This is a genomic window from Longimicrobiaceae bacterium (genome assembly GCA_036375715.1).
Lineage (GTDB): Bacteria > Gemmatimonadota > Gemmatimonadetes > Longimicrobiales > Longimicrobiaceae > DASVBS01.
Map to the genome: position 1 here is coordinate 1 of DASVBS010000076.1, position 22937 is coordinate 22937.

The window sequence follows — 22937 nt, forward strand, 5'->3', positions numbered from 1 at the left end:
GCCTTTCTCGAGAAGCTCGAGCGATGGCTCTCGACCGGCCGCAGGCACTCCTTCTGAGGATCAGGCTGCGTGCGGCTCGTGCCTCTGCAGCGCCGCCAGCACGTCCTCTCCGTAGAACATCGCGATGTATTTTGCCTGAACCTCGGTGATTCGCCGGACCGCCCAGACCAGTTCCACGTGGTTGGGCTCACGCGGCACCGAGAGCAATCGCATCCCCGAGGCGGCGAGCGAGTGGTTCGCCTTGCGGTTGTTGCAGGTCGAGCAGGCGGTGACGACGTTCTCCCAGGAGTTGTCCCCTCCGGAGGAGAGCGGCTCGACGTGGTCGCGGGTGAGGAACTCCCGGCTGCGCAGCGCCGACCGGTGCCGTCCGCAGTACTGGCAGCGATAACCGTCGCGGGCAAAGAGGAAAGTGTTCGTCACCTGCCGCCGGAAGCGGCGCGGCACGTGGACGAAGCGCACCAGGCGGATGACCACGGGGCACGGCAGGGTGCTCCGCTCGGACCGAAAGATCCGGGCGTCGTCGATCTCCAGCACCTCCGCCTTGCGGTCGATGACCAGACGGAGGGCCCGCTCCACGGGGAGCATCGTCAGCGGTTCGAACGACGCGTTGAGCGTGAGACACCCCATGCACGACCTTCCAGGTTGGTGTTCCTGAGGCAGTTATACGCCGCTACGGCGCGGAAGTTCGCTGTTTTACAGCAATGCGACGGGGTCCCGGTCGATGGTCACGCGCAGGTCGGCGCGTCCCGAGGGCAGGTCGAAACGCTGCGCGAAATAGCGTGTGACGCGTCCCAGCAGACCGGGCGAGCTGCTCCGCAGCAGGAGGTGCCAGCGCCACCGCCCTCGAATCCGGTCGATCGGGCAAGGCGCGGGGCCTACCAGCTCGACCTCAGAGACTCCTCGCTTGGCAAAGAGACCCCCGAGCCACTCTGCCGCCACCGTTGCTCCCTCCTGAGTCGCGGTCTCCTCGGTTCCGCTCACCACCACGTTCACCAAACGCGCAAAGGGCGGGTACCGCGGCGCCTGGCGCGACGCCAGCTCCTTCTCGGTGAACCCCAGGAAATCATGCTGCTGAGCGCAGGCGATCACGTAATGGGTCGGTAGCGAGGTCTGCACGATCACCTCTCCCCCACGTGACCCTCGCCCTGCGCGTCCCGCCACCTGGGTCAGGAGCTGGAAGGTGCGCTCGGAGGCACGGAAGTCGGGCAGGTTGATCCCCACGTCGGCGTTGATCACCCCTACCAGCGTGACATTGGGGAAATCGAGCCCCTTGGCGATCATCTGCGTCCCGAGGAGGATGTCGACCTCGCCTCGCTCCACCCGCCCGAGGATCTCGTGGTGCGCCCACTTGCCGGAGGTGGTGTCCACGTCCATCCGCGCGATTCGCGCGGTCGGGAAGACCTCTCCCACCGCCCTCTCCACCTGCTCCGTCCCCACCCCGCGAAAGCTCAGATCCCGCGACCCGCATGCCGAGCAGCGGTTCGGCAATGGCTCCTCGTGCAGGCAGTAGTGACAGGTGATGCGCGCCCTGCGGCGGTGATAGGTCAGCGAGACGTTGCAGTGGGGGCAGTGCCAGACGTGGCCGCAGTCCCGGCACTGGACGAAGCTCGCGTACCCGCGACGATTCAACAGCAGGATCGTCTGCTCCCCTCTGCGGATGCGCGCCTCGATCGCGTCGACGAGGTCGGCGCTCAGGATCCCCGCGCTGGGGAGGGCAGCGCCGCCTTCGTGGCGGAGCCGCTTGCGCTCCGCACGCAAGTCCACTACGCGAATCGGGGGAAGCGGCTGCCCGCCTACCCGACCGGGTAGCTCGAGCAGATTGTACTTGCCGCGTACCGCGTTGGACCAGCTCTCCAGCGAAGGCGTCGCCGAGCCGAGCAGGCACACTGCCCTCTCCAATCGTGCACGTACTACCGCCACTTCGCGGGCGTGGTAGCGCGGCCCCTCTCCCTGCTTGTACGACCCTTCGTGCTCTTCGTCGACGACGATGGCCCCCAGGTCGGGTAGCGGGGCGAAGATCGCCGAGCGCGCCCCCACCACGATCCGCTTGGAGCCACTCCGCAGCGCCCGCCACTCGTCGTACCTCTCCCCGTCCGAGAGCGCGGAGTGCAGCACCGCCACCCGGTCGCCGAAGACCGCCTTGAAGCGCCCCACCGTCTGCGGGGTGAGGGAGATCTCCGGGACGAGCACGATGGCGGTGCGACCCTGCCGGTCCACCACCTCGCGAAGCAGCTCGATGTAGACGAGCGTCTTGCCTGAGCCGGTGACCCCGCGCAGCAGGTGGGTCGACCCGTCGCAGCTCCGTGCCGCGGCGATCAGCGCCTCGATCACCTGCTGCTGCGCGGGCGTCGGCCGCAGGTCGGGCGCCTCACCGGGGACGATGCGCGCGTATGGGTCGCGGGGCACCTCCTCCTCGACGATCTCGGCCACCCCGCGGCGGACCAGCCCCGCCAACACCGCGTGCGAGAAGCCGAGATGCCCGGTGAGGTGCGCGGTCTCCGCCACCCCACCGAGCGATTCGAGCGTCTCGAAGCATTCGCGCTGGCGTCGTGCGCGCCCGAACACCTCCTCGCGCTCGCGTAGCGAGGGGAGCTCCTGGGTGAGGCGGAGCAGCCGCCGCGTCAGGACGGGAGGCTGCTCGCGGGGCGGCTCCTGGGTGATCTCGATCACCCCGTCGTCGGCGAGCCGGCGGATCGCCGGCCACCAGGCGCGATCTCCCCGCTCGCGACGCAGCCGCGCGATCGCCTGCGGCCCCTCCTTCTCGCGCAGCCAGTCGAGGAGCGTGACCTGAAGCGGCGTCAGCGCGGAGCGGGCCACCGCACTGTCGTCGCGCAGCGAGACGTAGTCGGTGGAGCTATCGCACAGAGCGGCGGGGAGAGCGGTACGGATCACCTGACCCAGCGGCGCCACGTAGTAGTCGGCGATCCAGCGACAGAGCTGCAGCAGCACCGGAGGCGCGGTCGGCTCCGCGTCGATCACCCCCTGGATCTGCTTCACCCGCGGAACGTCCGCCTCCTCCGCTACGCTCTCGATCCACCCGATCCGCTCCCCCCGATGAAACGGAACCAGCACCCGCGCCCCCGGCACCGCCCTCGCCTCCTCATCCTCCGGAACGGCGTAAGTGAAGGTGCGGAAGACAGGCAGAGGCAGAGCGACTCGAACGAAGCGCCGGAATTTTGAATTTTGAATTTTGAATTTTGAATTGGCCTCCGCACGCCCCTCGCGTTGCATTTGTCCACTCACCAAGAGTATACGATTAGATGCCGCCCCTGACCCACCAAAGCCAGAACTCAGAACCACCACTCCCAATCCGTAATTCGAAATTCAAAATTCAGAATTCAGAATTGCCAGGAAGTTATTCGTAATTCGTAATTCGTAATTCAGAATTCAAAGTTGCTGTTTGCTTACCCCCAGTCCCGCCTCCTCGTTGAACCGAATCGTGCCGTCCGCCTGCAGGCCCGGTCCCGTGAAAGGGTCGTCGGTGAGCAGGGCGGCGCCGTCGAGGTCGAGGTGGTCCACGAAGGGGGCGAGCTGCACCGCGGCAGCGATCCCCAGGGTCGTCTCCACCATGCAGCCGAGCATCACCTCGAGATGATGGGCGCGGGCGCAGTGGATCATCCGCAGGGCTTCGCGCAGCCCACCGCACTTGGCCAGCTTGATGTTCACCCCGTCCACGGATCCCGCCAGGCGGGGAATGTCGTGGAGGCGGACGCAGCTCTCATCGGCGAAGACGGGAATGGTCGAGCGGTGGCGCAGCAGCCGCAGACCCTCGATGTCGTCCGGCGCAAGCGGCTGTTCCAGTATCTCCACCCCGTAGTCCTGGAGCATGGGCAGCGCCGCCAACGCCTCCTTCACGCTCCACGCGGTATTGGCGTCCACGCGCAACCGACACTGGGGTGCCTCCTCGCGGACGAGGGCCAGGATCTCTTCGTCGCGGCCGCTCCCCAGCTTGATCTTCAGGCAGGGATACCCGGAGGCGGCGCGCACTTTTCGGCGCAGCGTCTCGGGCTCGTCGATGCCGATCGTGAAGGAGGAGATGGTGGAGACGGGAGCGCCCCCGAGCAGCCGCCAGACAGGCACGCCCAGACGCTTGCCGACCAGGTCGTGAAGGGCCGCGGAGATGCCTGCTCGGGCGCCACCCGTGTGGCCCACGCTGGCCGACACCGCCGCCTCGATCCGTTGGATTGCGAAGGGATCGCCCTGAGCGGACGCCCGCACTGCCTCCGCCAGCCGCGGGAGGACGGCCGCGATCGTCTGAGCCGTCTCGCCGTAGTACGGAATCGCAACGGCCTCGCCCCATCCTTCTAATCCGTCGCCGTCGCGGATGCGGATCCACGCCGAATGGCGCGCCGAAGGGCTCCTCAGGCGGGCGATGTGAAAGGGATCGGACGTGTGGTACTCGAGAATCTCGAAGTCGAGCTCGAGGTCCCTCGCGGCGGCGCCCATGCCGTCAGGGCTGGATGAAGAAGGGGTCGCGTTGCGGATTCGGGGTGGTCACGCGCGGACCGTCCGGCGATACGTAGACGTCCACCTCGCTGCGAAACCCGACCTCCCCGGGGAGATAGATGCCCGGCTCGATGGAGAAGCCCACTCCTACGATGAGCCGGCGCGTATCGCGCGTCTCCAGATTGTCGATGTTCGGACCCGAGCCGTGGAGCTCCGTATCGATGGAGTGGCCGGTTCGGTGGATGAACTGCTCTCCGAATCCGCGGGAGGTGATCACTTCCCGCGCCGCATCGTCGATTGCCGCGCCGGTCACCTCGTCACCGGAACGCCACCCGGACACGGCACGCTCGATCGCAGCGTCGCGGGCATCGCGCACCGCCTCCCAGATCGTCCGAAGCCGCTCGGGGAGCTCGGACCCCACGAAGCCCATCCACGTCTGATCCGCGTAGATCGCGGCTTCGGACTCCTTCCCCCAGAGGTCGATCAGCACGACGTCATTGGCGCGGATGGAGGCGTGGGCCTCGGCGCTCGGAGCGTAGTGCGGGTTGGCGGCGTTGGCGTTCACCGCGACGATGGCGTCGGCGCCCACGTGAAGCCCGCGGCGGCTGAACTCCTCGCGGATCCAGTCCCGGATGGACAGCTCGGTGGGCGTTTCCCCGCGCCGGATTGCCTGCCCGATCTGCTCAAACGCGGCGCGGGCGGTCTCGGCGACGATCGACGCGGCCCGCTCGTGCGAGGCGAGCCCCTCCTCGCTCCAGCGCGAATAGAAGATGCTCACCAGGTCGGCCGACGAGCGCACCATCACGCCTGAGGAGCGGATCAGCTCCATGACCCCGGCGGGGATCCGGTCGACGTAGGGAACACCATCCTCGACCGAGTACTCCATCGCCAGGACGCCGCGCCGCGCCAGCAGCTCGCGCACCTGCGTCTCCAGCTCACGCCAGGAGAGGTAGGTGCGATTCTCCCCGATCCAGCTCCGCCACGCCTGCTGCTCGATGCGGTGAGTCACGGCGATGGGGTCGCCCCGCGAGGGGATGAGCACGAAGTACCGGCGGCTCATCGCCGGCAGACCCAGAAGGCGGGCCGACACCGGATTGTTGCCGCGGAAGTCGTACAGGAGCCAGCCGTCGAGGTCCAGCTCACGCAGCGCAGTCTGGATCTCCTCTAGACGCGAGCGATCCAGCGAGACCGCCTCCTCTACCACCGCCATGCCTTCACCCCGTTCGCCGTAGAGTTTGCCATGTAATCACTCCTCCGTGGGTTCCCATTTCGTCCCCCGTATGAGAGAGAGACCCAGGACCCGCTCACGCGTGAGGAGTCGGTGGATCTCGATCTCGCGCATGACCGCGCCGCGCACCCCTCGCCAACCCCAGCGTCGGAATGCCCGGTGGAGGATCTGCGCCTTCTGTCGGAGGGAGAGGATCTCGGAGATGTCGCGGAAGGGTCGCGGGAGGGAGGGGCGGAAGGGCGAGGCGTAATCGGACCAGTCCTCGACGTGGAGCTCGACGACGCCTACGTCGCGGAGGAGCTGTTTCCACTCGACCAGGAGGAGCGGGCGCGCCCCCAGGTGCGCGATCAGCTCCTCTCGCCGCGCGCTGTCGACATTCCCGGTCCAGATCAACTGGACCAGCACGACCGAGCCCATCGGCCGCGTCACCCTCGCCAGCTCCCGCACCGCCGCACCCGGATCGGCCAGCGCGGCCAACCCGATCCCCCCGATGGTGACGTCGAAGATCTCGTCGCGATATGGTAGATCCTCGAGTGATCCGGTCTCGAAGTGGACACGATCCGAGTGCTCCGACGCACGGATGCGCTGCTCCGCCTCCTGGATCAACACCGGGTTTGGATCGAGGCCGTAGCACTCCGCACCGGTCGTCTCGGCCAGGAATTCGGTCCCCAGACCCCGGCCGCAGGCCACCTCCAGCACGGTGTGCTCCGCGCCGATCTCGGTGAGAAGGGCAAGCTGCCGGTACAGCGCCTGCCCTCCGGGAGGGAAGACCGGGTCCGGGTTGAGGCGGACGAGATCGAGCACGGACGGCGCGCCGGTGGCCCCCAGGGCACCCGACCCCGGTTCCGACGAAGGCGAGCCGTCGAACTGCGGTGAGGCCATGAACGAAAGGTACCATTCAGCGAGGGATCGACGCCAGTGCAGCCGGCGCCGGCGGCTCAGTCCTCGTGCGGCGGCAGCGACGCAAGGGCACGCAGGTGCTGCACTACCGCCCGGCCCATCCCTTCGGTGTCGTAACCCTCCTCGAGCACACTCACCAGCCTGCCCCCGCAGAGCCGCTCGGCACGCTCACGGATCTCGGCCGTGAGGTCGTAGTAGTCCCGCGGAGCGAGCGAGAGCGAGCCGAGCGGATCCGCAGCCAGTGCGTCACAGCCGAGCGAGAACAGGACGAAATCCGGGACGAGGTGATCCTCAGCGCGATCCAGCGCCGAACGCAGCGCCTCGAGCAACGCCCGGCCGCTACTTCGGCGCGGCAACCGTGCCGCGGAGAGCCGTTCTGGCGACACATTCCGTGGCTCTTCCTCGTCCCGCTGCTCCGAAACGTCCACCAGGTGCACGGCCGCGTCGTCGTGCAGGATGCTGACCGTGCCGGACCCGGGCGCGGCGCCCACGTCGACGACCCACACCCGCTTCCCCGACTCACCTTCCCTCAGACGCCTGGCGGCAATCGCGACCGAGTTGAAGATACCGTACCCTCCCGGCACCGAGGCCGAGGCACCGTGCCCCGGCGGCCGCACTGCACAGAAGGCGTTCGCGGCGTTCCCCTGCTCCACCCACTCCACTGCGGTGAGCACACAGCCGACCGCCGCCAGGGCGGCGTCCCAGCTCGCGCCGGAGACCACCACCCCCTTACCGAGGGGGAGCACTTCGCCCGCGGCGACCGCCTCGTTGCACCTCCCCTCCACTCGTGCCACGTACTCCGCGGTGTGCGCGAGGCGGAGATGCTCCGGAAGGGCCGGTACTCCCTCCACCTCCACGAGGTGCTCATGGAGGACCACCATGTCCCGGTGCACGGCCCGGGCCACGGCGGGGAGGCGTCCCTGGTGCTCCGGGTGCCTCCAGCCGGTGTCGTGGCGGGAGCAGTCAGAGTGGGTGACGTAGGCCGTGCGCGCGTTCACCGGTACCCTCCCGCGAGAAAGGGCTTTCGCGATCCGTCGCTCATCATTTACCTTGGCTTCAGGCTGCAGGTGGGGTTTCTCCCGCCGACAATTACTCCCTAGAGGACTCTCTCAAGAGGACTCCGTTCACGCCTTCGAGCGGTCTTCGAACGGGGTCGAGGTCGCCCGTCCGCCACTCCGGCGCCACGGGAGCGGCCATCCTCGCTCGCTAAGCCGCTACGGAGCCCCTGGATCTCAGGATCACAACCGTGGACACGGCGTGTCCACCGCTACAGGCAATCATGCGTCCATCAACCTACACCCTCCTTCTCGGCACCGTTCTGGGTCTATCGAGCTGCAGCCTTCCGGGCGGGACCTGGTCTACCTACTACTCTCAGCAGAGGCTGCACCCGCGCCCCAGCGCCCCGGCGGAGTCGAGAGCGGCTCCACGCTCCCTCACCATCCTGGAAGCCCCTCGGCTGCCCGTGACCACGACCGTCCAGGTGCCGCATCGCGTGGCGGCGCTCCAGAGGTTGGAGCGCCAGGTGGGCAGGTTGAGCCATCCCTCCGCGCTCCACGTGGCCTTCGAGGCATACTGGAACTTCCGCAGCGCCCATCCCGAGCAGGTGCGGAATCCTTACTTCTACTTCGTCGACTACGGCCTGGAGAGTGATGAGCCGCGGGGCTACGTCTTCGACATGGACGCCCTCACCATCGTCGAAGGACCCTTCACCGTCGCCCATGGGCGTGGCTCCGAGGAAGGGATGAGGGGCATTCCCACCCGCTTCACCAACATCATGGACAGCGCAGCCAGCTCCCTCGGTCTCTACCTCACCCAGGAGACGTATCGCTTCGTCGGCACCTCGGCCGGACGGCGCTACCACTCCATCGGGCTGCGGCTGCATGGGGTCTCCGGGAGCTTCAATAGCGCGGCGCGCAAGCGCGGGATCGTAGTTCATGGAGCCCCGTACGTCACCCCCACCAAAGCCGGTCGCAGTGAGGGATGCCCCGCCATGGAGATGGACCGAGCCGAGCGGCTGATTCCGCTGATCGCCAACGGCGGCCTCGTCTTCCTGTTCTCCCCCAGGGACGCAAGCTGGATGCGCAACGACCCCTGGGTGTCGGGAACCGGCAGCAGACTGGCGGCAGCCGAGTGATCGCTTAGCGTCATCTTTCAGGTCAAAGCCGCGACGAAAATCCTGCGGCCGGTCGGCCACCGCGAAGCTCGTTCCTGACCGAGCTCCGGTGGCCGTTGTCATCGGAGGGCTTCCTGGTTCCCATCAGGCGAGCGGACAGCGGGACGCAAGAAAAGCCGCACCAACACAAAAAGACGGCTTCCGCCGCCGAGGGTCTCCCTGCTGCATCTCACCGCAACTCCCTCGACGACGGAAGCCGTCTCTCTATTGGGTCAGCCGGTGCTCGGGGAGCGCCGCAGTCGCGACGCTGCGCCCGATCAGCCGGCCAGGAGCGTTCGCACCTTAGAAAGCCGCCCCTCCGTCAGCCTGCACCGCACCGCAGAGCAGCGCCTGCGTGGGCGCATCGCCTTGCGGGTGAATCTGGACGGTTGCACCCGCCGCTACGATCGAATCGAGCGGGGCCGTCAGCCTCACCTCGGTGCTACCGGAACCCTGATCGTCCGCCTCGATGGTGCCGAGAGGCGCCATCACGTCACCGGGCTGCTCGCAGGTTCCCGTGAGCAGGAACGCCGAATACTGCGTCGACGGAGACAGTCCCTGCACGTTCACGACTGCGCCGGTCTCCTCACCGTTCGGGCTCAGGGTCGCCTCACCGCTACCCTGCGCACCGCCCACAGCGGACAACTGGAGGGTGATGGGAGCCTGCTGGGTCTGATCCGCAGGCGCCTCGGGCGCCTCAGGTGCCTGGGGCGGATTCGCCAGCGGGTCCGGCGCTTCGGCCGGAGGCGGATCACCCAGCGGATCCGGCGCCTGCGCGTCAGGCGGTGCCTCCACCGGCGGCTGCGGGTCGGGCAGCGGCGCCGGCTCCTGGCCAGCGGCAACCGCCGCCGAACCGAGCACCAGCATCATGGCAAAGGAGGCTCCGGTCAGCGATCTGGACAGATTGGACATATACCTCTCCTCCCAGGGTGATTGAGCCGCCTCAGCGACTCGACTTCGTTCGGACGCCGCTTCTTAAGGCAACGGCAATGCCGAACTTGGTCGTAACCACCGTAAGCGACTTATTGACAACCGTTTACGCTCATTTCAAGAGAGTCCCGTCCGGGTCCGAAAAATGCTCATTTCCGGGAAGGATTCCCTGGTGGCCCGAAAACGGCAGGGAAAATTTCCCCGGCTCGGGGGTAGACCTAAGCGGACCACGAATTTATCCGGCTACGCGCCGGTTCATGAATCTTTGAGCGGCACCGGCCCGACTCCTTCCGAAGCGCTAGTGGAGATGCGGCGGATCGGAAGGAGTGCTGGCGGCTGTCGACGACCAGGAGGACTATGTCATCCGTTCCGGTAAAGATCCTGATCGTAGATGACGAGGAGGCGCTGCGGGAGCTGCTCACGGTCCGGCTGGAGCACTGGGGATACGAGTGCCGGGCCGCGAGCCATGTAGGCGAGGCCGAGCGCCTGATCACCACCTTCGAACCGGACGTCGTGCTCTCCGACGTGGTGATGCCCGGGGTGACCGGCCTGGACCTGCTGCGGCGGTTGAGAGCAGCCGGCCGCGGTCGCCAGCCCGTCGTTCTCATGACTGCCCACGGCAGCATCGATACCGCGGTGGAAGCGATGAAGCAGGGGGCGGTGGACTTCCTCACCAAGCCGCTGGACAACGACAAGCTCCGCGCGGTGCTCGAGGATGTGACGGAGGAGCTCAACTCCCGCCGGCGCGCCCAGGCGCTCGAGGAGAGTATAGAGCGCGACGGGCCGCTGGCGCGGCTGGTGGGGCGCAGCGCCCCGATGATGGAGCTTCGCCGCCTGGTGGAGCTGGTCGCCTCGAGCGATGCCGCCGCCCTCATCACCGGCGAGAGCGGCACCGGGAAGGAGGTAGTCGCCCGCGCAATCCACGACCTGAGCGACCGCCGTGACGGGCCGTGGGTCGCGGTCAATGCCGCGGCGATCCCCGAGAGCCTGATCGAGAGCGAGCTATTCGGGCACGAACGGGGCGCTTTCACCGGAGCGATCCGCGCCCGCGCGGGGTGCTTCGAGCAGGCAAACGGCGGCACGCTCTTCCTGGACGAGCTGGCGGAGATGCCGATCAGCCTGCAGCCCAAGCTGCTCCGCATCCTGGAGTCCGGCCGCGTGCGGCGCCTCGGCGGCGGGCAGGAGATCCCGTTCAACGTGCGGGTGCTCGCCGCGACCAACCAGAACCCCATGGCCGCACTGCAGGAGGGGCAGCTCCGGGAGGACCTGTTCTATCGTCTGAACGTCTTCGAGATCGCGGTGCCGCCGCTGCGCGAGCGCAAGGACGATCTACCGCTGCTCGCGCAGCACTTCGTGCGCGAGTTCAACGAGAAGCACGGCGCCGAGGTGTACGGCCTGCGGGACTGGACCCTCGACGTGCTGCGGGCTTATCGCTGGCCGGGGAACGTGCGCGAGCTGCGCAACCTGGTCGAGCGGGCCGTGATCGTTGCGCGCTCCGGCTGGCTGGAGCCCGGACATTTCCCCGCGTACATGCGAGAGGCGGTCCAGCAGCAGGAGCCGGTGGTGGTCGTGCCGGTCGGCACCCCCGCGGCCGAGGCGGAGCGTCAGCTCATCCTCAAGACCCTCGAGCACGTGGGGTACAACAAGGCCGAAGCCGCGCGACGGCTGCAGCTCGACGTCAAGACCGTGCGGAACAAGCTGCGCGCGTTCGGAGAGGAGGGCTGATCTCTGGTAGGTCTCGCCGTGCGGAGCGCTAGACCCCCACCGGAGGGGCCGTCAGGATGCCGGTGCGCTCCTGCACCGACTTGACCTCGTGCCGCCGGTTGCGCAGCGCCAGAATGGCGTCCGCGGCGGCCGTGGCGGCCGACATCGTGGTAAGGTAGGGCACCTTGAAGGTGATCGCCGCCCGGCGCATGGCGTAGTCGTCGTACTGCGACTTCTTGCCCAGGGGTGTGTTGATCAACAAGGAGATGTCTCCGGAGATGATGCGATCCACCACGTGTGGCCGGCCTTCCCCCACTTTGAAGACGCGTTCGCACGGCACGCCTCGCGTGCTCAGGTAGCGAGCGGTCCCCTCCGTTCCCATCAGCCGGAAGCCCATGTCGTGCAGGCGCCGCACGATCGGCGTGACGGTGGGCTTGTCGCGATCGTTCACGGTCACGAAGACCGTCCCCTCCAGGGGAAGGTCGTTCCCGGCGGAGATCTGGGCCTTGGCATAGGCCATGGCGAAGGAGTCGTCCACTCCCATGGCCTCTCCCGTGGAGCGCATCTCGGGGCCCAGCAGCGGATCTGACTCGATCTTGTTGAAGGGGAAGACGGATTCCTTCACCGCCACCCCGTGCACCGGGATCCGGTCCGGCAGCCCCATATCCACCAGCTTCTCCCCTACTGTGAGCCGCGCCGCAATGCGCGCCAGCGGCACCCCGGTGGCCTTGGAGACGAAGGGAACGGTGCGCGAGGCACGCGGATTCACCTCCAGCACGTACACCTCGCCGTCGTAGACCGCGTACTGCACGTTGATCAGCCCCACCACTCCCAGCTCCAGCGCGAACTTCCGAGTCTGCTCGCGCATCTGCTCCACCTCGCGGTCGCCGAGCAGGTAGGGCGGGAGCACGCACGCGGAGTCCCCGGAGTGGACGCCGGCCTCCTCGATGTGCTGCATGACGCCGCCGATCACCACCGTCTCCCCGTCGCACAGCGCGTCCACGTCCGCCTCGAAGGCGTCCTCCAGGAAGCGGTCGATGAGCACCGGCCGCTCCTCGGAGACCAGGACGGCCCGCTCGAAGTAGTCGCGCAGGCCCGGCTCGTCGTAGACGATCACCATCCCCCGCCCACCGAGCACGTAGCTGGGCCGCAGGAGCACCGGGTACCCGATCCGCTCCGCGATCTCCGCGGCGGCATCGACGCTGGTAGCCACCCCATTGGGCGGCTGACGGACGCCGAGCCGGCGGGCCAGTTCCTCGAAGCGCTCGCGGTCCTCCGCCCGGTCGATGGAGTCGACCCCGGTTCCCAGGATCGGCACGCCCAGCCTGTGCAGCGCGCCGGACAGCTTGAGCGGGGTCTGCCCACCAAGCTGGACGATCACCCCCTCGGGCTTCTCCAGCTCCACGATCTCGAGCACGTCCTCCAGCGTGAGCGGCTCGAAATACAGCTTGTCCGAGACGTCGGGGTCGGTGGAGACCGTCTCCGGGTTCGAGTTGATCATGATCGTCTCGAAACCCGCCTCGCGCAGCGCGAGCGAGGCCTGCACGCAGCAGTAGTCGAACTCCACCCCCTGCCCGATCCGGTTCGGTCCGCTCCCCAGGATTACCACCTTGCGGCGGTCCGAGGGGATGGACTCGTTCTCCTCCATGTAGGTGGAGTAGAGGTAGGGGGTGTGCGCCGGGAACTCGCCCGCGCAGGTATCCACCACGTTGTAGACCGGCCTGATCCCCATCGCCCAGCGGCGCTCGCGCACCGCGTCCTCGGTCTCCCGCCGCAGGCGCGCGAGCTGGCGATCGGAGAAGCCGTAGCGCTTCATCCGAAGGAGGTCGCTGCGCCCGACCTCCTCGAGCTCGGCGTAGCGTTGCTCCGCGCCCACCAGCTCCGCGAGCTGGGAGATGAACCAGACGTCGATCCCGGTGAGCTCCGCGATCTCGGCGATGGAGAAGCCCGTGAGCAGCGCTCGTTTGATCTGGAACGGGCGCTCGGCAGTGGGCCGGCGCAGGGCAGCGCGCAGCGCCTCCGGGGTCTCCTCGGTGAGGCCATCCGCCGCCAACGTCCGCCCCACCTCCCATCCGCTGCGATCGATCTCCAGCGCCCGGATCGCCTTCTGCCAGGCCTGCTTGAAGTTCCGGCCGATCGCCATCGACTCCCCGACTGCTTTCATCTGCACGCCCAGCGTGGGATCGGCCGCGGGGAATTTCTCGAAGGCGAAGCGGGGGAACTTCACCACCACGTAATCGAGCACCGGCTCGAAGGAGGCGGGGGTGGTGCGGGTGATGGTGTTGGCGAGCTCGTCCAGGGTGTAACCCACCGCGAGCTTGGCTCCCACCCGGGCGATGGGGTATCCGGTGGCCTTCGAGGCGAGGGCGGAGGAGCGCGAGACACGCGGGTTCATCTCCACCACCAGCATCTCGCCGTCGGTGGGGTTCACCGCGAACTGTACGTTGCATCCGCCCGCCTCCACGCCGATCTCGCGGATGATGGCGATGGCGGCGTCGCGCATCCGCTGGTACTCCACGTCCGAGAGTGTCTGCGCGGGCGCCACCGTGATCGAGTCGCCGGTGTGCACCCCCATCGGATCGACGTTCTCGATGGAACAGATGATGACGACGTTGTCCGCGCGATCCCGCACGACCTCCAGCTCGAACTCCTTCCAGCCAATCACCGAGCGGTCGATGAGCACCTCGTGCACCGGCGAGAGGGAGAGACCCGAGCGGACCTGCTCCTCGAACTCGGCCCGGTTGTAGGCGATGCCGCCGCCCGTGCCGCCCAGGGTGAAAGAAGGGCGGATGATTGCCGGATAGCCGGTTTCCTCCACGATATTCAGCGCCTCTTCCAGCGACTGGGCGAAGCCGCCGTGGGGCACTCGCAGGCCGATGCGCGCCATCGCCTCGGCGAACTCACTGCGGTCCTCGGCCATGCGGATCGCCCGAGCGTTGGCGCCGATCAGCTCGACCCCGTGGCGCTCCAGCACCCCGCTATCGTGCAGCTCCAGCGCGACGTTCAGCGCCGTCTGCCCGCCCATGGTCGGGAGGATGGCGTCCGGCTTCTCCTTCTCGATGACCCGCTCCACCCACTCCGGCGTGATCGGCTCGATGTAAGTCCGATCCGCCAGATCCGGGTCCGTCATGATCGTGGCGGGATTCGAGTTCACCAGGATCACCCGGTATCCTTCCTCGCGCAGGGCGCGCACCGCCTGCGTTCCGGAGTAGTCGAACTCCGCCGCCTGCCCGATGACGATCGGACCGGAACCGAGGATCAGGATGCTTTCAATATCGGTACGCTTCGGCATCAGGCAGCGTGTATTTCACCCGGGTAATCGCAGGAACGCCGGCCGCCGCTGGGTGCGGCCGGCCGGCGGTCGCCCGCGGCAACAAGGCTTGCTCGGGGCGTGAATATACCGGCAGCGGGGGTGCCCACGCCACCCTGCACCGCCGGTCAGTCTTCCCTCTTCCCCGCTTCCCTGCGCAGCGCCAGCGTGAGCAGGAACGCGAACCCGCCCCAGACGAACCCGGTGATGAGGATGAGCGTGATCCAGGAGAGAGCGGTCATGCGAAATCAACCTCCTCCGAGAAAGGCGAAACGCAGCAGAAAGAGCACGGCGAGGCTGTAGGTGAGCACTCCGACTTCGCGACCGCGACCGGCCAGGATCTTGATCACGGGATACGAAACGAACCCGATCGCCAGCCCGTTCGCGATCGAGAAGGTGAGGGGCATCCCGATCAGGGTGAGGAAGGCGGGCACCGCTTCGGTCGCGTCGTTCCAGTCGATCGCCACCGCGGCGCGCAGCATCAGGCTACCGACGATGATCAGTGCGGGAGCCGTTGCCACCGCGGGCACTGCCGCCGCAATCGGCGAGAAGAAGACCGCGAGCAGGAACAGGCCGCCCACGGTCACGGCGGCGAGGCCGGTGCGACCGCCTTCCGCGACGCCGGTCGCGCTCTCCACGTAGGCGGTAACGGTCGATGTCCCGAGAACGGCCCCTGCCGTGGTCGCGACCGCGTCGGCCATGAGAGCCCGCTGCGCCCGGGGCAGGTCGCCGCTGGGCGTCAGGAAACCCGCCTGACGCCCCAGGCCCACCAGTGTTCCCACGCTGTCGAACATGTCGACGAAGAGGAACACGAAGATCACCTGGAAGAGTCCCAGCGAGATGGCGGCCTTCACATCCATCGCCAGCCAGGTAGAGGATGGGTCCGGAATGGAGACGATCCTCGTGGGCGGTTCGCCAACGCCCACTACGTAGGCTGCCGCGGCGGTGACGATGATCCCGAGGATGATGGCGGTCTTCCATCCCCGCGCCATCAACGCAGCCGTAACGATCAGCCCGGCCGCGGCCAGCAGCACCGACGCTCCGGTGACATCGCCGAGGGTCACCATGGTGGCCGGGTTGGCCGTCACGACGCCGGCGTTGCGCAACCCGATGAAGGCGATGAAGAGGCCGATGCCCGCTCCGGTGGCGAGCTTGAGCGTCATGGGGATCCCCCGGATCACCAACTCGCGGATCCGGCCGATCGTCAGCAGGATGAAGGCGACTCCGGAGAGGAAGACGGCCCCGAGCGCGGTCTGCCAGGGCACGCCCATCCCGAGGACGACTGTGTAGGTGAAGTAGGCGTTCAGCCCCATGCCGGGGGCCAGGGCGAAGGGGTAGTTGGCGAGAACCCCCATCAGGATCGAACCCAGCGCGGACGCTACCGCAGTGGCGAACAGCGCCCCCTCGATCGGCACGCCGGCTTCCGAGAGGATCTGTGGGTTCACGACCAGGATGTACGCCATCGTCAGGAAGGTCGTGAACCCCGCCTCCAGCTCGGTGCGCGTGTCGGTGCCCGCCTCCCTCAATCGGAAGAGTCGATCCAACAACCCCATCTCCACCGCCCGTGCCCGGGCGCTCAGCTCCGTCTGCTCTGTCATCGAAGGCGAGGGTTGAAATGGGCGGGCATTTCTGGTTGTGCCCGAGCGTTCGCATGCGCCACAGTGCAGCTGCGTTCGCCTCGGGCGGGCGGCGCCGTCGTGGCCGCGATGTTGCGCCGGTGGCGCCGGCCAGCGCAGGCGGAAAGGCATGTTTCATCCACCGGGGCGGTCGGCGTTCGGCCCGGGAGCCACGCACACCGCCCTGGGCCCGCTCGAGGCCCCCCACTATACGGTCCGCCATGCGGGCGGGACCAGAGGAAGGAACGGGAAGATGACGCTCCGACAGGTGCTGCATGCGTTGACCGCAACGGCTATGGCAGTGGGCACCTGGACTGGCGCCGCCTCAGGCCAGACCGACTCGGCGACGGTGCGCGCCGGCGAGCAATACGGCGCCGGCGGGCTGAAGCGCACCCTGCTGGGCGGAGGCTATCGAGACCTCTGGACAACGCCGATCCGCGTTCCGGTTCTCGACCTCGGCCGGTTCGCCGGCGGCCTGACCCCGGTCGAGCTGGGATCGGGGATGCAGACCATCTCGCTGCGGCTCCGGGGTGCGGACGGGCGGGAGTACAACTTTCGCTCAGTAGACAAGGACCAAAGCGGCGGGCTGCACCCGGATCTCCGCGACACTTTCATCGATCGGCTGGCACAGGACCAGGTCAGTGCAAAGCACCCTGGGGGCGCGCTGATCGCTTCCACGATCCTGGATGCCGCAGGTGTGCTGCACCCCGTCCCGCAACTCTACCTGATGCCGGATTCCCCGGAGCTCGGCGAGTTCCGGGGAATTTTCGGCGGCATGCTGGGGCTGCTCGAGATCCACCCCAACGAGGGAGAGGGCGACTCGCCCGGCTTTGCTGGCTCGGACCGCATCGTGGACTCGCAAACTCTGCTCGAGCACCTGGAGGAGACGGCAGAGCACCGGGCCGACAGCCGTGGCTACCTGCGGGTACGCCTGATCGACCTGCTGGTGGGTGATTGGGATCGGCATCCGGGGCAGTGGCGATGGGCGCGCTTTCCCCGCGAACATGGGGGATTCCGCTGGGTGCCCGTGCCGGAGGATCGCGACAACGCCTTCTCCAGCCACGACGGTCTGTTGATCCGCGTCGCGGGCGCGGCGGCACCTCATCTCAACGAGTATGGTGCCCGCTACGCGTCGGTGTCGTCGATGGTGCAGAACGCTGAGCTCCTCGATCGCTGGATCCTTTCCGACCTCCCGCGAGAGGAGTTCGATCAGGCGGCGGAGGAGCTGCGCTCGCGGATCACCGACCGCGTTCTGGAGAAGGCCGTATCCAGAACTCCGCCCGAGTACCAGCGCCTGCGCGGCGCCGAGCTCCTCCGCGAGCTTCGCGCCCGCAGAGACTCGCTCCCCCGGATCGCGCGTGAGTACTACGCCCTGCTTGCGCGCGAGGTCGACGTCCACGCGACCGACGGGGAAGATCGAGCGGAGGTCCTGCGACGGGCGGACGGCTCCCTGGAGGTTCGCTTGCTCGCGCAGGCGAGTGTGCCGGGCGATCCCTATTTCAACCGGCTCTTCCTCCCGGGCGAGACGCGCGAGGTACGGATCTACCTGCACGGAGGGGACGACGTGGGGCTGACAGGCGGGTCAGGGAGCCCGATCCAGGTGCGTCTGATCGGCGGTGGCGGAGACGACCTGCTGGCGGATTCCGCTGCTCCGGGGGCCGGCCTGACCGCCCTCCACGACTCGGACGGACAGAACCGCTTGCTCCCCTCGCGCGAAACGGTGGTCGACCAGCGCCCCTTCGTGGCTCCGGAGCGAAAGATCGGGGCCTTCAACGAGAACGCCCCGGCATTCCAGGATTGGGGAATGCGGTGGCAGTGGTTCCAACCCTACGCGGACTGGCGCTACAACGTCGGGCCGGTCATTGGTGGCGGTCCGAGTTACACCCGCTACGGCTTCCGACGGGTGCCGCACGCGCGTCGGGTGGATCTACGTGCGCTGTATGCTCCGTTGCACGGCCGCTTCGGCCTCGAGCTGTTCAGCGAGATCCAACGAACCAACTCGCCCGATCGGATCACCTATGCCGCACACGCATCGCAGCTCGCGGTCACGCGCTTCCACGGGTTCGGCAACGAAACCGCGGGAGAGGGCTCCTCGGATCGCTTCAAGGTCTGGAGCACCGAGTACAGCCTTTCAGCCGCATACCATCGCGCGCTGAACGACCGCGCTGAGCTCTTCGCCGGGCCGGTGGTGCGGTACACGCGACCCGAGCTTGAGGAGGGCGGACCGGCCGATCAACTGCGGCCGTTCGGCAGCGAGTCCTTCGGCGAGGTGGGCGCCCTGGCGGGCGCGATCTTCGACGCGCGCGACCTGCCGTCCTATCCGCGGACGGGGGTGTACGCGGCGGTGACCGCATCGGCCTTTCCGGGGGTCTGGGATGAGCCAGGCGCGTTCGGGCGACTGGACGGCGAGGCCACCACCTACCTGCCACTCCCTCTGCCGCTGGAGAGCACACTGGCGATCCGGGCGGGGAGCAGCTTGGCCTGGGGTGATTATCCGCTTCAGCAGGCGGCTTTTCTGGGAGGTCGGGGAACGGTGCGCGGGGCGCCGCGCCAGCGCTTCGCCGGGGACGCCGCGGTCTGGGGCGGCGCGGAGCTCCGCTCCTTCCTCACTCGCTTCAACTTCATCAGCCGGGGGGATCTAGGTCTGATCCTGCTGGCAGACGCCGGTCGAGTGTTCGTCGAAGGGGAGAGCTCCGACCGGATCCACACGGGCTTCGGGGGAGGTCTGTGGGTCGGCATTCTCGACCGCACCCGTACCGCCAGCATCACCTTCGCCAGCGGCACGGAGGAGGCCGCTTACTTCACTTTCGGGATGCCGTTCTGATCCCTGGATCCTGTCGCGCCTTCACCCCATCGCGCGTCCTGTGGCGTCCCGGATGTCGATGCGGAAGATCTCAGTGCGCTGCGTGTCCTGGTCATCCAGCGCAAGCGCCGCCGGAGCGAAGCGTCTCAGCTTGGCGAACGCTTGCAGCCATTCATCGCGCTGTTTGTCGGGCAGGATGCGGTACAGCGTTCCCCGCACCACTACGCTGCGCCAGCGCTGCGTGGTGTGGATCTCATCCACCTCGAACCCCACCCGCGCACCCTGCGGTCCGATTTCGGAGAGGGCCGTGTCGGGCGCACTGCGGAGATACAGGGATCCGTCCGCATAGACGTAGCGGATAGGACGGATCTCGATCTCACCGTTCCGAGCGAAAGCGATCCGCCCAGTAATGTTCCGGGCGAGGATCGCGCAGACATCTCGTCGCTCGAGCTCACGAGCTTCCGGCGTAGCGGTGCTCAACATACGCGCCTCCGTTCGCGTGAGTGGGGTGAAGACCGTCGAACGACATCCCGCCGCGGCGAGACTGTCCAGACAGAATGCACGGCGCAGGCCCAGACCTCCATCGGGAGGGATGGGACTCTGGTGTAAGGATTTTTCCGATCCCCGCCGGCCTGGCCGGCAGCGACATGCTGGCGTCCTCTGCTCTCCCTCACCGTCGTCCAGAAATTCCCGACGCCGTAGCGCCGCCCCGCGACCTATTCTCGTCGGCGCGCCACGTAGTCGAAGGGCGTCTCTGAAGTTCGGAACGGTAGCGGAAGGCACTCCAGATGAACGGATGCATCCTGGTAGCGACGGACGGCGAGCTCCGATCGCTCGGAGCGGTGCGCTGCGCGAGCGATCTCGGGCGACGGCTGAATCTTCCGGTCGAAGTGGTGAGTGTTTGTGAGCTGGCATCGGTCTTCGGCTACGAGTCGACGGACCTGGTGGCCGGCGTCGCGTCGGAGATTGCCCAGCGCGCGTGCGAGATGCGACGCTCGCGGGTGCTGGAGCAGCTCCCGCCCGACGTTGCCGATCGAGCCAGGGTGCACGTGGAGGTGGGGTCACTGGCGTCGGTCATCGCGCGCCTCGCGGAGGAACGGGACGCGCACTGCGTCGTGGTCGGCCGCAGCGTACCTAGCGCGGTAGACCGGCTTCTGGGCGACGAAACGGCGCCACGGCTGATGCAGGCGGCACACGTCCCGATGCTGGCCGTCCCCGCCGAATACGGCGAGCTTCCAAGCAAGGCCCTCGCGGCCATCGACTTCACCAGCTACAGCCTCGACGCAGCGCGGACGGCAGCTACCTTCCTGGAGCCGGGCGGCGAGTTGCACCTGGTGCACGCGATCGCGAAGGAATCCGGAGTGGCGCTTCCTTCGGCCATCCGGGCCGAGTGGGCGCGGGCCATGCGCGAAGAGCTCGCCAGCCGGATGGACGAGGTGGTGCGTCGATTGGGGCAGGAGTTTCCACACCTTCGAGTGGTGGGGCATCTCGCGGAGGGGCGGCCGGTACCGGCGGTCCTGCGGCTCACGGATGAGCTGGAGGCCGAGCTGCTTGCCTCCGGAACCAACGGCTATGGGTTCCTCGGGCGTCTGTTGATGGGAAGCGTGGCCACCCAGCTCGTGCGCAGGGCGCGATGCCTCACGCTGGTGGCGCCACCCAGGGGCATCGTGCCGACCGGGGAGAAGGGCTGGCGCGACATCTTCCAGGCCGATGCGCTCCGGGAGGATCGCCCGGTCGTCGCCAGTCAGTGAACGCCACAGCCGCCGGAGGGAGGAGACCCGCGGCCGTCGCTCCGCCTCGCCGCGAGGACTGCGGCGGGGCCTTTTCTTCGCAATCCTCGCGCACCGTCAGCGGAGCCGTTGCGAGTGCACGGTCTGGAAGGCGGCGAGGCCTTCGGCCATGCACGCCTGCCCTTCCGGGCTCGACTCCGGGTTCGACACCGCACTCGACGAGGGGCAGGAGAGATATTCCGGGGGAGCGGCCTCCACGTACAGGTGGATCGAGCCGTCCTCGAAGATCACCAACTTTTGATAGCCCGGGGCCGAGACGCCGAACTGCTTCCCCGGCGCCTCCCCCACCTCCGAATTCTTGCTGGCTGCACCTGAGACCAGGTTGAAGACCGGATCCGTAGCCTCGGTCCCGTGGATGACCTGGAGCGAGTGCTCATGGCCGCCCGCGAAAATCAGCGGCGGTTCCAGCCGCGCGAAGATCTGGCGCAGCCCGCGCTCCAACTCGCGATATGGGAGTGACGTGAGATCCTGCAGAATGGCCCCGCTCCGCGCGAGGATGTAGCGGAGCCCGAAGGTCTCCCAGAAGGAAAAATGCCCTCCGTGTGGACCCGCCGATTTGAAGGGATGGTGCGCCGCGATGAGGATCTCCCGCTCGCCGGCAGTCTGCATCGCCTCCTCGATCCCCTCCAGCACGGCTCGGTTGCGGAAGGCGTCGTCCTCGTTGCCGTACAGCAGCCACCAGGCGGTGTCGAGCAGCAGCATGCGAATGTGGCTTCCCACGTCGACCACCGTGGGTCCGCCTGTGCCGGCCGGCGGCTCGAGGGCGACGTTGGCGCCGGTGTGGCGGCCGGCCATCACCAGGAAGTTCGAGAGCAGCGCAACCGTCCGGGCTCCCACCAGGTTCGTGTCCATCCCCCAATCGTGGTTGCCCGCCAGGAAATAGCCGCGCGCCCCGCGCAGGCGTGCCTGCGGCCCCGCGAGGAGCAGCACCTGGTCCATTACCACGGTGGAGTCTCGTGGCCACTCCCCCGTTCCCTGGTCGTGAAGCCCTTCGGGGTAGACGATGTCTCCCAGAAAGAGGACGTAGACCGACGAGTCACGCTCGAGGGCCCCCGCCCACCACTCGATGTCCTGATGCAGGCGCGGCAGGATGGGGTGGGTGGCGGCCGTCGCATCACCACCATCACCAACAAGGAAGATCACGCTCTCGACGTCCGCCGGATCGGGTGGCCCCACCGCCTCGACCGCGGGGGCCGGGGCCGGTTCCCTGATGCAGCCAACGAAGAGGATGAAGAGCCAGAGGAGGAGGCAGCGGCCGTTCGGCATCGGGGAAGGAGGCTAGGGCGCGGGGATGCTGATGGTGAAGAAGGGCAGGTCGGGAAAGGCGATGCCCGGGTCTTCCTCCCGTTGCCACCCCCGGAAGCCGCCCATCAATCCCCCGAGGGTGAGGCCAACCCCCGCGCCGATCACCCCACCGGCCCACGGAGCCTCCTGGTCTCCGGAGAGGAGCCAGCCCAGACCTGTGCCCACCGCGGCACCGACCACCATGCCCGAGGTCGACCCGACGATGCTGCCCACGTGAGCCTTGGGGCCGGCTAGACCGAACACCACTCCCACCGCGGGCGCCGCGATCATCGGAATCGATTGCCAGTGGATCAGGTCCTCGGCGGAATCCATGTACTCGCGCTGGAAGCGCGCCCGGGCCACGATCGCCGAGAGGGTGACCACGCCGCCTCCCGCGGCGCCCACCACCGCACCCACCACCGCGCGCCGCGTCTCCTGCGCCCCGGCCGGCACGGGAAGCAGCTCACCGAGCAGCAACAGCGCGAGCAAGATTGACTGGATCCACCGGGTCACCGCTCCCTCCGCTCCTCCGGCGACGTGTCGGCCGAGATTGTGCCGCGACGGGCTGGCGCATCTGCACAAGTCGCACCGCAAGCGACGGTGGAACCGCCATCGAAGAGATGCCCGTGGGTCGTGTGGCCGGGGAGATGCCACTGGCTACCGCTCGTGGGCCCTCGCGTTGCTCGGGATGACAGAGGTTGCGGGATGGCGCAGGTTCCTCGGGGCCACCAGAGGAACCTCGCCATGAACAGAGGTTGCTCGGAAGGTCGACCG

Annotated in this window: 16 protein-coding genes; 4 read left to right on the forward strand and 12 right to left on the reverse strand. The window is 67.8% G+C overall.

All coding sequences use genetic code 11. From position 1 onward, the window contains the following. Positions 1 to 60 precede the first annotated feature (60 nt). From VF167_15945 to VF167_15970, 6 genes are all read right to left on the reverse strand, one after another. Positions 61 to 627, reverse strand: coding sequence for an HNH endonuclease (locus VF167_15945; protein HEX6926916.1), 567 nt, complete (start codon positions 625 to 627; stop codon positions 61 to 63). A 66-nt stretch (positions 628 to 693) separates the two neighbouring features. Next, positions 694 to 3231, reverse strand: a complete 2538-nt coding sequence (priA, locus tag VF167_15950) for a primosomal protein N' (protein ID HEX6926917.1) — start codon at positions 3229 to 3231, stop codon at positions 694 to 696. Between the two features lie 156 nt (positions 3232 to 3387). Further along, complete coding sequence (locus VF167_15955; GenBank protein ID HEX6926918.1) at positions 3388 to 4446, reverse strand: dipeptide epimerase; 1059 nt, start codon at positions 4444 to 4446, stop codon at positions 3388 to 3390. Positions 4447 to 4450: 4 nt separating this feature from the next. Beyond that, positions 4451 to 5656 carry a M24 family metallopeptidase gene (locus VF167_15960; protein HEX6926919.1) on the reverse strand — a complete coding sequence of 402 codons (1206 nt, stop codon included), beginning with the start codon at positions 5654 to 5656 and terminating at the stop codon, positions 4451 to 4453. 36 nt (positions 5657 to 5692) lie between these two features. Then, entirely contained in the window at positions 5693 to 6556 is an 864-nt protein-coding gene (locus VF167_15965) for a methyltransferase domain-containing protein (protein ID HEX6926920.1), read from the reverse strand. A gap of 56 nt (positions 6557 to 6612) precedes the next feature. Then, positions 6613 to 7572 (reverse strand): hypothetical protein, encoded by a 960-nt coding sequence (locus tag VF167_15970; protein HEX6926921.1) that lies wholly within the window; start codon positions 7570 to 7572, stop codon positions 6613 to 6615. Between the two features lie 281 nt (positions 7573 to 7853). Here VF167_15970 and VF167_15975 point away from each other — a divergent pair, with 281 nt between their 5' ends. Next, complete coding sequence (locus VF167_15975) at positions 7854 to 8708, forward strand: murein L,D-transpeptidase catalytic domain family protein (GenBank protein HEX6926922.1); 855 nt, start codon at positions 7854 to 7856, stop codon at positions 8706 to 8708. A gap of 321 nt (positions 8709 to 9029) precedes the next feature. On the opposite strand, the gene VF167_15980 is transcribed toward VF167_15975, so the two are convergent. Continuing rightward, positions 9030 to 9638 carry a hypothetical protein gene (locus VF167_15980; GenBank protein ID HEX6926923.1) on the reverse strand — a complete coding sequence of 203 codons (609 nt, stop codon included), beginning with the start codon at positions 9636 to 9638 and terminating at the stop codon, positions 9030 to 9032. Between the two features lie 375 nt (positions 9639 to 10013). On the opposite strand from VF167_15980, the gene VF167_15985 reads away from it, so the two are divergent. Continuing rightward, positions 10014 to 11381, forward strand: a complete 1368-nt coding sequence (locus VF167_15985; protein ID HEX6926924.1) for a sigma-54 dependent transcriptional regulator — start codon at positions 10014 to 10016, stop codon at positions 11379 to 11381. 28 nt (positions 11382 to 11409) lie between these two features. Here VF167_15985 and carB read toward each other — a convergent pair whose 3' ends face one another. Together carB and VF167_15995 are read right to left on the reverse strand one after the other, a co-directional pair. Further along, a complete protein-coding gene (gene carB / locus VF167_15990; protein HEX6926925.1) occupies positions 11410 to 14652 on the reverse strand; it encodes a carbamoyl-phosphate synthase large subunit in 3243 nt (1080 codons plus the stop codon). Positions 14653 to 14918: 266 nt separating this feature from the next. Further along, a complete protein-coding gene (locus tag VF167_15995; GenBank protein ID HEX6926926.1) occupies positions 14919 to 16268 on the reverse strand; it encodes an NCS2 family permease in 1350 nt (449 codons plus the stop codon). Positions 16269 to 16539: 271 nt separating this feature from the next. Here VF167_15995 and VF167_16000 point away from each other — a divergent pair, with 271 nt between their 5' ends. Next, positions 16540 to 19110: a BamA/TamA family outer membrane protein gene (locus VF167_16000; GenBank protein ID HEX6926927.1), complete on the forward strand. Its 2571-nt coding sequence runs from the start codon at positions 16540 to 16542 to the stop codon at positions 19108 to 19110. 21 nt (positions 19111 to 19131) lie between these two features. On the opposite strand, the gene VF167_16005 is transcribed toward VF167_16000, so the two are convergent. Further along, positions 19132 to 19572: a pyridoxamine 5'-phosphate oxidase family protein gene (locus tag VF167_16005; protein HEX6926928.1), complete on the reverse strand. Its 441-nt coding sequence runs from the start codon at positions 19570 to 19572 to the stop codon at positions 19132 to 19134. 305 nt (positions 19573 to 19877) lie between these two features. On the opposite strand from VF167_16005, the gene VF167_16010 reads away from it, so the two are divergent. Then, positions 19878 to 20840: a universal stress protein gene (locus VF167_16010; protein ID HEX6926929.1), complete on the forward strand. Its 963-nt coding sequence runs from the start codon at positions 19878 to 19880 to the stop codon at positions 20838 to 20840. Between the two features lie 96 nt (positions 20841 to 20936). On the opposite strand, the gene VF167_16015 is transcribed toward VF167_16010, so the two are convergent. After that, positions 20937 to 22145 (reverse strand): hypothetical protein, encoded by a 1209-nt coding sequence (locus VF167_16015; protein ID HEX6926930.1) that lies wholly within the window; start codon positions 22143 to 22145, stop codon positions 20937 to 20939. A 12-nt stretch (positions 22146 to 22157) separates the two neighbouring features. Next, on the reverse strand, positions 22158 to 22676 hold the full coding sequence (locus tag VF167_16020) for a hypothetical protein (GenBank protein HEX6926931.1): 519 nt from the start codon (positions 22674 to 22676) through the stop codon (positions 22158 to 22160). Positions 22677 to 22937: the final 261 nt, after the last annotated feature.

What these genes read in the sequence shown, in the direction of transcription:
- VF167_16000 (HEX6926927.1), top strand. Translation starts at nt 16,540, where the DNA reads ATGACGCTCCGACAGGTGCTGCATGCGTTGACCGCAACGGCTATGGCA.
- VF167_15945 (HEX6926916.1), bottom strand. Translation starts at nt 627, where the DNA reads ATGGGGTGTCTCACGCTCAACGCGTCGTTCGAACCGCTGACGATGCTC.
- VF167_15955 (HEX6926918.1), bottom strand. Translation starts at nt 4,446, where the DNA reads ATGGGCGCCGCCGCGAGGGACCTCGAGCTCGACTTCGAGATTCTCGAG.
- VF167_15960 (HEX6926919.1), bottom strand. Translation starts at nt 5,656, where the DNA reads ATGGCGGTGGTAGAGGAGGCGGTCTCGCTGGATCGCTCGCGTCTAGAG.
- VF167_16010 (HEX6926929.1), top strand. Translation starts at nt 19,878, where the DNA reads ATGAACGGATGCATCCTGGTAGCGACGGACGGCGAGCTCCGATCGCTC.
- VF167_15965 (HEX6926920.1), bottom strand. Translation starts at nt 6,556, where the DNA reads ATGGCCTCACCGCAGTTCGACGGCTCGCCTTCGTCGGAACCGGGGTCG.
- VF167_15995 (HEX6926926.1), bottom strand. Translation starts at nt 16,268, where the DNA reads ATGACAGAGCAGACGGAGCTGAGCGCCCGGGCACGGGCGGTGGAGATG.
- VF167_15985 (HEX6926924.1), top strand. Translation starts at nt 10,014, where the DNA reads ATGTCATCCGTTCCGGTAAAGATCCTGATCGTAGATGACGAGGAGGCG.
- priA (HEX6926917.1), bottom strand. Translation starts at nt 3,231, where the DNA reads ATGCAACGCGAGGGGCGTGCGGAGGCCAATTCAAAATTCAAAATTCAA.
- VF167_15980 (HEX6926923.1), bottom strand. Translation starts at nt 9,638, where the DNA reads ATGTCCAATCTGTCCAGATCGCTGACCGGAGCCTCCTTTGCCATGATG.
- VF167_16005 (HEX6926928.1), bottom strand. Translation starts at nt 19,572, where the DNA reads ATGTTGAGCACCGCTACGCCGGAAGCTCGTGAGCTCGAGCGACGAGAT.
- VF167_15975 (HEX6926922.1), top strand. Translation starts at nt 7,854, where the DNA reads ATGCGTCCATCAACCTACACCCTCCTTCTCGGCACCGTTCTGGGTCTA.
- VF167_16015 (HEX6926930.1), bottom strand. Translation starts at nt 22,145, where the DNA reads ATGCCGAACGGCCGCTGCCTCCTCCTCTGGCTCTTCATCCTCTTCGTT.
- carB (HEX6926925.1), bottom strand. Translation starts at nt 14,652, where the DNA reads ATGCCGAAGCGTACCGATATTGAAAGCATCCTGATCCTCGGTTCCGGT.